The sequence below is a fragment of the Pseudomonas capeferrum genome (genome assembly GCF_000731675.1).
GTDB classification, from domain to species: domain Bacteria; phylum Pseudomonadota; class Gammaproteobacteria; order Pseudomonadales; family Pseudomonadaceae; genus Aquipseudomonas; species Aquipseudomonas capeferrum.
This window is the reverse complement of record NZ_JMIT01000002.1, coordinates 729,737-741,546: the sequence shown is the minus strand read 5'-3', so window position 1 is coordinate 741,546 and position 11,810 is coordinate 729,737. Positions and strand designations below refer to the sequence as shown.

At 63.9% G+C, this 11,810-nt stretch carries 9 protein-coding genes; 4 read left to right on the top strand and 5 right to left on the bottom strand.

Features of this window, described 5'->3' with window-relative positions:
- Positions 1 to 6: 6 nt before the first annotated feature.
- The 5 genes from PC358_RS15870 to gap form a co-directional block, all read right to left on the bottom strand.
- A complete protein-coding gene (locus PC358_RS15870) occupies positions 7 to 600 on the bottom strand; it encodes a biliverdin-producing heme oxygenase (protein ID WP_033701040.1) in 594 nt (197 codons plus the stop codon).
- A gap of 150 nt (positions 601 to 750) precedes the next feature.
- Positions 751 to 3,339 carry a TonB-dependent receptor gene (locus PC358_RS15865; RefSeq protein WP_033701039.1) on the bottom strand — a complete coding sequence of 863 codons (2,589 nt, stop codon included), beginning with the start codon at positions 3,337 to 3,339 and terminating at the stop codon, positions 751 to 753.
- 150 nt (positions 3,340 to 3,489) lie between these two features.
- The gene (locus tag PC358_RS15860; RefSeq protein WP_033701038.1) at positions 3,490 to 4,452 is read right to left on the bottom strand and encodes a FecR family protein; all 963 of its coding nucleotides are present in this window, start codon (positions 4,450 to 4,452) and stop codon (positions 3,490 to 3,492) included.
- Between the two features lie 91 nt (positions 4,453 to 4,543).
- Entirely contained in the window at positions 4,544 to 5,056 is a 513-nt protein-coding gene (locus PC358_RS15855; RefSeq protein WP_033701037.1) for an RNA polymerase sigma factor, read from the bottom strand.
- A 382-nt stretch (positions 5,057 to 5,438) separates the two neighbouring features.
- Positions 5,439 to 6,440 carry a type I glyceraldehyde-3-phosphate dehydrogenase gene (gap, locus tag PC358_RS15850; protein WP_033701035.1) on the bottom strand — a complete coding sequence of 334 codons (1,002 nt, stop codon included), beginning with the start codon at positions 6,438 to 6,440 and terminating at the stop codon, positions 5,439 to 5,441.
- Between the two features lie 263 nt (positions 6,441 to 6,703).
- On the opposite strand from gap, the gene edd reads away from it, so the two are divergent.
- The 4 genes from edd to PC358_RS15830 all read left to right on the top strand — a co-directional run bounded on the left by edd (position 6,704) and on the right by PC358_RS15830 (position 11,711).
- A complete protein-coding gene (gene edd, locus PC358_RS15845; protein WP_033701034.1) occupies positions 6,704 to 8,530 on the top strand; it encodes a phosphogluconate dehydratase in 1,827 nt (608 codons plus the stop codon).
- Positions 8,527 to 9,486, top strand: coding sequence for a glucokinase (locus PC358_RS15840; protein WP_033701032.1), 960 nt, complete (start codon positions 8,527 to 8,529; stop codon positions 9,484 to 9,486). The genes edd and PC358_RS15840 overlap by 4 nt, the downstream gene beginning before the upstream one ends.
- 64 nt (positions 9,487 to 9,550) lie before the next feature.
- Entirely contained in the window at positions 9,551 to 10,276 is a 726-nt protein-coding gene (gene gltR / locus PC358_RS15835) for a two-component system response regulator GltR (RefSeq protein WP_033701031.1), read from the top strand.
- Entirely contained in the window at positions 10,257 to 11,711 is a 1,455-nt protein-coding gene (locus tag PC358_RS15830; RefSeq protein ID WP_033701030.1) for an ATP-binding protein, read from the top strand. The genes gltR and PC358_RS15830 overlap by 20 nt, the downstream gene beginning before the upstream one ends.
- Positions 11,712 to 11,810 lie beyond the last annotated feature (99 nt).

Here is an 11,810-nt window from a genome sequence, read left to right as displayed (position 1 = left end):
AGCGTGTCAAACCAGCGCGGCATCCGCCGCATAGGCGTGCTTGAGCAGCTCGGTGAAGCGCTCGAAGGCTGCGACAGCGCCCCGTTCGGCGGCGGCCTCTTCTTCGGCCGACAGCGCCAGGCCATCGAGGATGCGGGTGAACTGTTTCCAGCCTTCGGCACGGCCGCCGGCCGGTTCGCCCAAGTGGCGGGCACCGAAGCTGTCGGACAGCTCAAGGGCCACGGCACGCTTGATCAGAAACGCAGCGCCCAGTTTGGAGCCTTCGGAGACGAAGATCCAGCCCATGGCCTCGCCCAGGCTCGGATTTTGTACCGCGCCAGGGACTGCGCCGGGCACTTCGGTGTCGAGGTCGGCGAGGTCCAGGCGGGCCTGTTCGGCGCGGCAACGCTCGGCCAGGTCGGGGACGATGGCGATCAGTTGCGGGTCGTTGTACAAGGCCTTGAGTTCGGACTGGAACAGGTACTGGGCGACCACGAAGCGGGCGAAGTTTTCACGGCTGTCGAAGGGGGCGTGCGCCTTGACCAGGGCATCCAGCTCGGTGTGCGGGGCGTGGGTGATCTGGTTGAGGCGCTGGGAGCGCAGGGCTGGGCGTTCGGTCATGGGGGCAGTCCTTGGAAAAAGGGGCGTCTAGATACAAGACGAAATAGCGGGGGCGGGACAGTAAAAAAACTGGGTTTTTTTGGTGGTGGCCTTGAGGGTTGCGGCGCTCGATCTTGTAGACGCTGCAACGCTCAAGGCCTACCCAAGGGATCAGATATCCCACACCACATTGATGCCAAAGTTGCGCCCCGGCATGGTCAGGCGGTCCATGTTGGCTGGCTGGGTTACCGCAGCCTCACCCTGGCCGTCGTAGCTGCGTACCGAGTCCCACTGCCAGTACTTCTTGTCGGTGAGGTTGTACAGGCCGGCGTTGATGGTGACGTCGTCGGTCACCTTGTAGAAACCGGTCAGGTCCAGCACGCCATAGCCCGGGGTGCGGAACTTGGCGCTGGCGCCATCGGGTGCGTAGAAGTGGGTGTCGTCCACGCGGGTCTTGCGCTTGACCAGCGTCCAGCTCAGCAGGCCGCCGTAGTTTTGCTGCTCGTAACCCAGGCCGAACACACCCTTGAGCGGGTTGACGGTGTTCAACGGCTGGCCGGTGTCATCGTTGCGACCGTAGGCGTAGGCAATCGAGCCCTGGGTGTACAGGCCTTGCGGCGCGCCGAAGTGATCCAGGTTCAGGCGGCCCTTGACCTCGGCGCCTTTGATGGTGGCGTGCTTGATGTTGTTGGCCTGGAAGGTTTGCTCCAGGTTGGCGCTTTGCACGGCATCTTCATCGATGAAGTCGCGGTACTTGTTGTAGAACACCGCCACATCGAAGTTACCCGCGTCGAAGTTGCCACGCAGGCCGGTTTCGTAGCTTTTGCTCTTTTCAGGTTCGAGACCCGGGTTGCCCTCTACGCGGTAGCCTTGCTCCAGGTTCTGGAAGCGGCCGTACATGGACTTGGCCGTGGGCGTGCGGAAGCCTTCGGCATACTGGCCGTACCAGGTGTAATTGTCGTTGAACGCGTAAGTCAGGCCAAACTTGGGCGAGACGCGGTGCCACTTCTTGTCCGAGTCGTCCTGCGAGGTGGGTGCCGTGCCGGTGGACTCCAGGCCACGCAAGAAGGCATCGGTGAACTTGGGCTCCATGTGCGTGTAGTCATAGCGTGCGCCTGGCATGAAGGTCCAGTTGTTCCAGCGGATCTCGTCCTGGACGAACAGGCTGTAGGTGTTGATGGTCGGGTCCGGGAAGTCGCTGACCAGCACCTGGCCGTCGCGAGCGCTGTCCTGCCCGATGGCGGTGCAAGTGCCGCCAACGTTCAGGCAAGTGCCCGAACCGCTACGGGAGCCGGTGACCTTTTCATGCTTGAGCGTGGTGCCGTAGGTCAGCAAATGATCGGTTGCACCGATGCTGAAGGCTTTGTCCAGCTGGGCATCAAAGACCCATTGGCGATCCTTGTAGGTGGTCTGACGTTCACGAAGTACCTGCCGACCCGAGGCGACATACAGCTCATCGGTGGTTTGATCGGTTTTGGCAATCTGGTAGTTGAGGCTCCATTTGATATGGTCGGCGACCAAGCTATCGAGACCGAACTCATGGTTGATGCCGAAGCGTTCGCGGGTCACCGTATCGTTGCCCTGGCGCATACGATAGGAATTCATGGCACCAAAGCCTGGAATGAACGGCCCACCCACCGCACTGAGGATATTCTGGTCGCGGTCATCCTTGTAGCGCTCGTAGGTGAACCCCAGGCGCGCATCGTCAGCGTAGTTCCAGCCCAGTTTGGCCAGCACGTTGGTGGTGCGCACGTCCTGCGGGTTGGCCTCGGTGCGGGCCAGGCCGTCACCGCTGTGGCCACCGTAGGACTCGGTCTCGTGGCCGTTACGCTGGCTCAGGTGCAGCAAGCCGTCGAAGTCGCCCTGGCGGCCGGCGACGGTGGCGGAGGTCAGCCAGCTTTCGTCGGCCGAGCTGTAACCGGTCTTGAGGCGCGCACCCACGTCCTCGCCGGGCTTGATGATGTCGTCCGGGTCGAGGGTGAAATAGCTGACCGCGCCGCCGATGGCATTGCTGCCATATAGCACCGACGCGGGGCCGCGCAGTATCTCCACGCGCTTGACGATCTCGGGGTCGACGTAGTTGCGCTGGGTCTGGGCGTAAGGGCCGTAGAAGAAGCTGTCGGGGATCGACACACCGTCGATCTGGGTGAGGATCCGCTCGCCGTCGATGCCGCGGATGTTGTAGCCGTTCAGGCCGCTGCGCTGGCCGGTACCGGCCACCGAAACACCTGGCTCGTAGCGCACCAGGTCCTGGATGTTGTTGACGTTCTGCCGGTCCAGTTGCTCGCGGGTCTGCACGCTGACGGTGCTCGGCACCTGGCTGACGTCCTGGGCGCTGCGGGTGGCGCTGACGGTCACCTGCTGCAGGGCGATGACATTGCCCGTGGTCTGGCGCTCGAGCACCACGTTGCCGTTACCGATCTTGCGATAGCCAAGGCCGGTGCCCTTGAGCAGGCGCTTGAGCGCGGCCTCCGGTGGCAGCGAGCCCTGCACCCCTTGCGAGGCGACGCCATCGGCCAGTTCGGCACTGAAGCCGACCTGCCAGCCGGTGACCTGGCTGAAGGCGTTGATGGCCGAAACCAGTGGCTGCTGGCCGATGCTGAAGCGATAGTCACCCATGCGCGGGCTGCTGGCCTGGGCAGGTTCGGCGGCCAGGGCCGGCAGGCTGCAGGCGCCGCAGGCGAGCAGGGCCAGGCTCAGCAGGGACAATTGCCCTGTGCGGCGGGAAAGTGTGGACGGGCGAGTTGGACCTGTGGACATCGAAAGCGCTCCCAGACGCGCGAACTGTTATAGGTGATGACCGTTCTTGTTATCAAACAAGAATCAGTTGCATTGGCTATAACGAGACGGGCGGGGTAGCGCGATCGCGTAAAAATAATTTATCGCAGTCGCAGCACCTGCAGTGGCAACTCAGTTGAGAATCACCACAGCGGGGTATTCGTGCAACTGGGCAGAGGTGATGTGGGCCAGGGCGCGCAGGGTTTCCAGCGGTTGGTCGAGGCGATAGTTGCCCGTGACCGCGACGTCTTCCAGGCCGGCATTGCGGTTGATGATCCAGCCCGGGTAGTAGCGCCTGACCTCGGCCAGCACCTGGCTCAACGGGCAGTTCTCGAATACCAGGCGGCCGTCGATCCAGGCCAGGTCCTTTTGCATGTCCGCGCGCTGGCGCTGGCCAAAGCCCTGGGGGCCGACGCTGATGCTGTCGCCGGCGCTGAGGCGGATGCGCTGGTCGCTGGCGGCCTGCAGGTCGACATCACCGCGCTGCACCCGCACCTGGGCTTCGCCGTCGAGGTAACGCACGGCGAAGTCGGTGTCACGCACCTGGGCCCGTAGCGGGCCGGCCTGGACTTCGAGCGGCCCTTGCGCGCCCTCGGGCACCTGGAAGTAGGCCTCGCCCTGCAGCAGGCGCGCGACCTGGCGCCCTTCTCGCAGGTCACTGGCGAACGCCGAGTTGGTGTTGAGCAACACTTTGGCGCCGTCGTCCAGTTGCAGGCGCTGCCGTTCGCCCACCACGGTCAGGTGATCGGCCTGCAGGCGCATGGGCAGGTTGCCGAGGGTGAACAGGCCGATCAACAACACCGCGGCGGTGGCCAAGGGCTTCCAGTGGCTGCGCAGGCGCCCGCGCAGGGATCGACGTTGGCCCTGATGCAGCTGCGCGGCCGCCTGGTGCAATGGCGTGCCATTCCACAGCGCTTCTGCTTCAACATAGGCTTCGGCGTTTTCCGGTGCGGCGCTGAGCCAGGCTTCGAAGGCCTGGGCGTCGTGCGCATCGGCGCATTGCAGGCGTACCAGCCAGTCCAGTGCCTCGTCCATGGCACGGGCACGGGCGTTGGGCCCGGCAGGTGTCGGGCGAGGGACAGGGCGGTCGGTCACGGTGAATCCTTGCAAGGGTTGTTCACGAATCATCAAGGCTAAGGTCGGGTGTGGCAAGTGCTTTGCGTTGCCCGGCTGGCCGACGGTCGCATCACTTGAGGCGGTCGGCGACGCCCATGCAGATGGCCATGATCAGTTTCAACTCCTTCTGCACCGTGCTGGCCGAGACGTTCAGTTGCTCGGCAATTTCCAGGTAGGTGGCGCCATGTAGGCGGCTGAGGATGAAGATGCGCTGCTGGCGCTCGCTCAGTTGATTGAGGCTGACGCTCAGGTGCTTGAGCAGCTGCTCGGCGTGGGCGGCGTCCTCGCTGCTGCTGGCGGGCGCAGCGACACTGTGCAGCACCTCGTCGGGCACGTCGTCGACCAGCATGCGGGACTGCACCCGGCGTGCGCGCAAATGGTCGAGGGCCAGGTTGCGCGCGGTCTGGAACACGAACGGTTCGATATGTTCGATGGGCCGTTCGCTCAGCGCACGGGAAACCCGCAGGTAGGTTTCCTGCAGCAGGTCCTCGGCCGTGCTGGGGTTGCCCACCATGCGTTGCAGGGTACGCAGCAGGCTGAGGCGCTGGACGAGGAAAACGGAGTTGAACCGGGACTGACTCACAGGGGGACCTGGCCGACGAAAGGTTAATGATAATGCTTATCATCCGTGTCGTTGGTCAAGTGTGGAAATGTTAGAAAAAGGTAAAGATTGTGAGTGGAGTGTGTATGGCGGTGGACATCCTGTGCTTTTGAGATCGAGCGCCGCCCGCGCGGCGCTTCGCGGGGCAAGCCCGCTCCCACATTTGTTTCGGGCCAGTCATGCCTGTGTAATCGGCGCGCGTCCGCCTTGGTGCACGACGCGATATCGAAGGGGACAAACAAGGGACCGCGCGCGAATGGATCAGGATTGATTGGCCCGAAACAAATGTGGGAGCGGGCTTGCCCCGCGAAGCGCCGCGCGGGCGGCGCTCGATCTCACAGGCGCTGCAAATCCCGTGGCATGCTCAACGGGCCTGGCACAACGCCAGGCAGTTATCCAGCATCCGGTTGGAGAACCCCCATTCGTTGTCGTACCAGGCCAGCACCTTCAGCATGCGCCCGTTGGTCCGGGTATGGTTGGCATCGAAGATCGCCGACAGCGGGTTGTGGTTGAAATCGCACGAAACCAATGGCAAGGCGTTGTAGCCCAATACCTTGGAGTGCCGGCTGGCCTCCTGGAACAGCTGGTTGACCTCGTCGGCGCTGGCGTCACGCTTGAGGTTGACGGTGAGGTCCACCAGCGACACGTTGATCACCGGCACCCTTACCGCCATGCCGGTCAGCTTGCCGGCCAGTTCCGGCAGCACCAGGCCCACGGCTTCGGCGGCGCCGGTCTTGCTCGGGATCATCGACTGGGTGGCCGAGCGCGCACGGTAGGGGTCGCTGTGGTAGACGTCGGTCAGCACCTGGTCGTTGGTGTAGGCATGGATGGTGGTCATCAGGCCTTGTTCGATGCCGAACTCGCGGTGCAGTACCTGGGCGATCGGCGCCAGGCAGTTGGTGGTACAGGAGGCATTGGAAATGATCTGGTGCGACGCGCGCAGCACGTCATGGTTGACCCCGTACACCACGGTGGCGTCAGCCCCCTTGGCCGGTGCCGAGACGATCACTTTGCCAGCCCCCGCAGCCAGGTGCGCGGCAGCCTTGGCCCGGTCGGTGAACAGCCCGGTGCATTCGAATACCACGTCGATCGCTTCGGCCTTCCAGGGCAGCTCGGCCGGGTTGCGGATGGCACTGACCGCGATACGGTCACCATTGACCGTGAGGCTTTCATGATCGGCTTCTACGCTGGCGTCGAAGGTGCCGTGCACGCTGTCGTACTTGAGCAGGTGGGCGTTCATGGCGCTGTCACCCAGGTCGTTGATGGCGACGACCTGCAGGTCCTGGCGGTAGCCTTGGGTATACAGTGCGCGAAGGACATTGCGCCCTATGCGGCCGAATCCATTGATGGCGATGCGAAGGGTCATGGCGTTACCTCTGGCGGTCCGAGTGAGGCCTGTGGCACAAAGGGGCTTCACTGAAACGGTTTTGTTGTTGGAATTACAAGATTATTCACTATCAGATAGAAAACAAGCCTTTTTAGTGGCAGTATTTTGTTTAAACATACAACGAGTGGTCGGGCAGGCCTCTCAGCGATGCCTCAAAGGCCCTGTTCTAGAGCCTAGGTCGCAATCGTTTGGAGGGGAAATGCCCGGTAAGCCGCCCATACAGTTAGCCTGGAGTCCAGTACATGCACCCGCGCATCCTTGAGGTCACCCAACGGCTGGTCGAACGCAGCCGTGCCACCCGTGAACGCTACCTGCAGCTGATTCGCGGCGCGGCCAGTGACGGACCCATGCGTGCCAGCCTGCAGTGCGCCAACTTCGCCCACGGCGTGGCCGGTTGCGGCGCCCAAGACAAGCAGAGCCTGCGGCTGATGAATGCGGCCAACGTCGCCATCGTCTCGGCCTACAACGACATGCTCTCGGCGCACCAGCCGTACCAGCACTTCCCAGAGCAGATCAAACAGGCCCTGCGTGAAGTCGGCTCGGTCGGCCAGTTCGCCGGCGGCGTGCCGGCCATGTGCGATGGCGTGACCCAGGGCGAGCCGGGCATGGAGCTGGCCATCGCCAGCCGTGAAGTGATCGCCATGTCCACCGCCGTGGCCCTGTCGCACAACATGTTCGACGCCGCGCTGATGCTCGGCATCTGCGACAAGATCGTCCCCGGCCTGATGATGGGCGCGCTGCGTTTCGGGCACTTGCCGACCATTTTCGTGCCAGGTGGCCCGATGCTCTCGGGCATCTCCAACAAGCAGAAGGCCGACGTGCGCCAGCGCTATGCCGAGGGCAAGGCCAGCCGCGAGGAGCTGCTGGAGTCGGAGATGAACTCCTACCACAGCCCCGGCACCTGCACCTTCTACGGCACCGCCAACACCAACCAGCTGGTGATGGAAGTGATGGGGTTGCACCTGCCAGGCGCCTCGTTCGTGAACCCCTATACGCCGTTGCGCGATGCGCTCACTGCCGAGGCCGCGCAGCAGGTCACGCGCCTGACCAAGGCCAGCGGCAGCTTCATGCCACTGGGCGAGGTCGTCGACGAGAAGTCGCTGGTCAACTCGATCGTCGCCCTCCATGCCACCGGCGGCTCGACCAACCACACCCTGCACATGCCGGCGATCGCCCAGGCGGCGGGCATTCAGCTCACCTGGCAGGACATGGCCGACCTGTCCGAGGTGGTGCCGACGCTGTCCCATGTCTACCCCAATGGCAAAGCCGACATCAACCACTTCCAGGCCGCTGGCGGCATGGCCTTCCTGATCCGCGAGCTGCTCGATGCAGGGTTGCTGCACGAAGACGTCAACACTGTTGCGGGCCACGGCTTGCGCCGCTACACCCAGGAGCCGTTCCTCGACAACGGCAAGCTGGTCTGGCGCGAAGGCCCGCTGCACAGCCTGGACGAGACCATCCTGCGCCCGGTGGCGCGGCCATTCTCGGCCGAAGGCGGCCTGCGGGTGATGGAAGGCAACCTTGGGCGTGGGGTGATGAAGGTTTCCGCAGTCGCCCGCGAGCATCAGGTGGTTGAAGCCCCGGCGCGGGTATTCCACGACCAGCAGTCGTTGGCCGACGCCTTCAAGGCCGGCGAGCTGGAGCGCGATTTCGTAGCCGTGGTGCGCTTCCAGGGGCCACGTTGCAACGGCATGCCGGAGCTGCACAAGCTGACGCCGTTCCTCGGTGTGCTGCAAGACCGCGGCTACAAGGTTGCGCTGGTCACCGATGGGCGCATGTCGGGCGCGTCGGGCAAGATCCCGGCTGCCATCCACGTTTGCCCCGAAGCCTTTGACGGTGGGCCGCTGGCACGGGTGCGCGATGGTGATATCGTGCGGGTCGATGGTGTCGAAGGTACGCTGCAGCTCAGGGTTTCGGCCCAGGAACTGGCCAGCCGCGACCTGCCGCCAGCACCTCAGGGCAACGACCTGGGCTGCGGGCGCGAGCTGTTCGGCTTCATGCGCATGGCGTTCAGCTCGGCCGAGCAAGGCGCCAGCGCCTTTACCTCGGCCCTGGAGAACCTCAAATGAAGGACCTGCTGGTTGGCGACATCGGTGGCACCAATGCCCGCTTTGCGTTGTGGCGTGACAACCAGCTGTACCAGGTGCAGGTCTTCGCCACCGCTGACTACACAAGCCCCGAGCAGGCGATTGAAGCCTACCTTCACGATCAGGGCATTGTCCGTGGCGGCCTTTCGGCGGTGTGCCTGGCCGTCGCCGGGCCGGTCGATGGCGATGAGTTTCGCTTCACCAACAACCATTGGCGGCTCAGCCGGCGTGCGTTCTGCAAGACGCTGCAGGTCGAGCAGCTGTTGCTGATCAACGATTTCACGGCCATGGCCTTGGGCATGACGCGCCTGCAAGCGGGCGAATTCCGCGAAGTCTGCCCTGGCCAGGCGGACCCGCTGCGGCCTGCTTTGGTGATCGGGCCGGGTACCGGCCTTGGTGTCGGCAGCCTGCTGCGCCTGGGTGAACAGCATTGGCAGGCATTGCCGGGTGAGGGTGGGCATGTCGACCTGCCGGTGGGCAATGCCCGTGAGGCGGCGATCCACCAGCAGATTCATGGCCAGATTGGCCATGTCAGTGCCGAGACGGTGCTCAGTGGCGGTGGCCTGGTGCGCTTGTATCAAGCCATCTGCGCGCTGGACGGCGACATACCGCGACACAAGACTCCAGCCGATATTACCGATGCCGCCCTGGGTGGCGAACCGCGGGCGTTGGCGGTGGTCGAGCAGTTCTGCCGCTTCCTGGGGCGGGTGGTGGGCAACAATGTTCTGACCCTGGGCGCCCGGGGTGGGGTTTACATTGTCGGCGGTGTGATCCCGCGGTTTGCCGAGCTGTTTTTGCGTAGCGGGTTTGCCGCGAGCTTTGCCGACAAGGGCTGCATGAGCGGGTATTTTGCCGGGGTGCCAGTGTGGCTGGTGACGGCGGAGTTTTCCGGGTTGCTGGGGGCGGGGGTGGCTTTGCAGCAGGTGCTGGATCAATAGAGCGAAGCAGCCCAATATCGAAACAGCAGGCGAAAGACCTGTGACAACAAGAGGGCGGGACACCTTGAGCACTGCCGGTAAATCCATCCTGATGGTCGACGACGATCAGGAAATCCGTGAGCTGTTGCAAACCTACCTGAGCCGTTCCGGCTTCCAGGTTCACGCCGAGGCCGACGGGCAGGGCTTTCGTCAGGCCCTGGAAAGCACCGCCTGCGACCTGGTCATCCTCGATGTGATGCTGCCCGATGAAGACGGCTTCAGCCTGTGCCGCTGGGTGCGCCAGCACCCGCGCCAGGCGCGGGTGCCCATCATCATGCTCACCGCCAGCTCCGACGAAGCCGACCGGGTCATCGGCCTGGAACTGGGCGCCGACGACTACCTGGGTAAACCCTTCAGCCCGCGTGAGCTGCAGGCACGGATCAAGGCCTTGTTGCGCCGTGCCGAGTTCGGCCAGGCGGCGCCGAACAGTGCCGTGCTGGCCTTCGACGACTGGCGCCTGGACACGGTCAGCCACCGCCTGTTCCACCGCGATGGCGAAGAGGTGATCTTGTCTGGCGCCGACTTCGCTTTGCTCAAGCTTTTTCTCGATCACCCCCAGCAGATCCTCGACCGTGACACCATCGGCAATGCCACCCGTGGCCGTGAGCCGATGCCGCTGGACCGTATCGTCGACATGGCGGTCAGCCGCCTACGCCAGCGCTTGCGCGACACCGACAAGCCGCCGCGGCTGATCCGCACTGTGCGTGGCAGTGGTTACCTGCTGGCTGCCCATGTCTGCTGTGCTTGCTGAGCGGCGTTGGCGCCTGCTGCCACGCTCGCTGCTGGGGCGCATGCTGCTGCTGACCTTGCTGGTGGTACTGCTGGCGCAGGGCTTGTCCAGCGTCATCTGGGTCGCCCAGCTACGTGCCAGCCAGTTGCAAGGCTTGCGCGCCAGTGCCGGCAGCCTGGCCCATTCGATGAGTGCCAGCGTCAGTTATTTCCGTTCTTTGCCAGTGGCCTATCGGCCGATGGTGCTGGACCAGTTGCGCAGCATGGGCGGTACGCGTTTTTTCGTGTCGCTCAACGACAAGCCGCTGGACATGCCGGTATTGCCCATAACACCGCGCAAGCAGGCGGTCATCGATGTGTTCCAGCAGGTGCTGCACGAGCGGCTGGGCGCGCAGATGGAGATTTCCGTGGAGTTCGTCGCCCCCGATGACCTGCGCATCTTCAACAGCGGCCTTAAGCTCGATGAGCTGCCGCGCTCCTGGGCCCATTATTCGCTGACCCTGGAGCCACTCAACCCCCCGGTGCTGGTCACGCAGATTCGCCTCGGCGAAGGCGAGTGGCTGTACATCGCCTCGCTGCTGCCCGAGCCGTATACCAGCCTCGAAGCCGAACGCCTGCCGCGTCAGCAAATCGGCTTCATCGTTATGACGACGGCCTTGCTGCTGCTGTTCATCGGCCTGCTGGTGCACTGGCAAAGCTGGCCGCTCAAGCGCTTGGCGCGCGCCGCGCGGGACCTGTCGCTGGGTGCCGATGTGGCGCCAGTGCCCGAGGGCGGTGGTAGCGAGGTGGTCGAGGTGGGGCGGGCGTTCAACAGCATGCGTGAGCGCATCAGCCGCTACCTGACCGAGCGCAGCCAGTTGTTCAGCGCCATTTCCCACGACCTGCGCACGCCGATCACCCGCCTGCGGCTGCGTGTCGAACTGCTGGAAGATGAGCGCCTGCAAACCAAGTTCAGCCAAGACCTGGATGAACTGGAGTTGTTGGTCAAAGGCGCCTTGCAGTGCGTAAAAGACACCGACATTCACGAGAACATCGAGCCGGTCGATCTCAACCAGATACTGGAGATTCTCGCCGAGCCCTACCTGGGCGATGGCCGCATCACCGTCGAAGGCCAGGCGCTGGCGCCGTACCCGGGTAAGCCGCTGGCCTTGCGCCGCTGCATCGGCAACCTGATCGACAATGCCATCAAGTATGGCGAGCGGGCACGCCTGCGCATCATCGACAGCAACGAGGGCTTTGTCCTGCAGGTGGATGACCAGGGGCCGGGGGTGCCGCAGCAACAGCAGGAGCAGGTGTTCGTGCCGCACTTCAGGCTGGCCGGGCAGCAGCAGGGGTACGGGTTGGGGTTGGGGATTGCGCGCAACATCGCCCATAGCCATGGCGGGGAGGTCAGCCTGCTGAACTTGCGCGAGGGCGGGTTGCGCGTGACCCTTCATCTACCCCGCAGCCTGGACTGATGGCCATGTCACTGACCGGTGACACAACGGCAGGCCTTCGTGACATTCCAGCCAGGACGGCTGGCTAGACTCTGCACACCTCTGGCATGGAAGACGTGG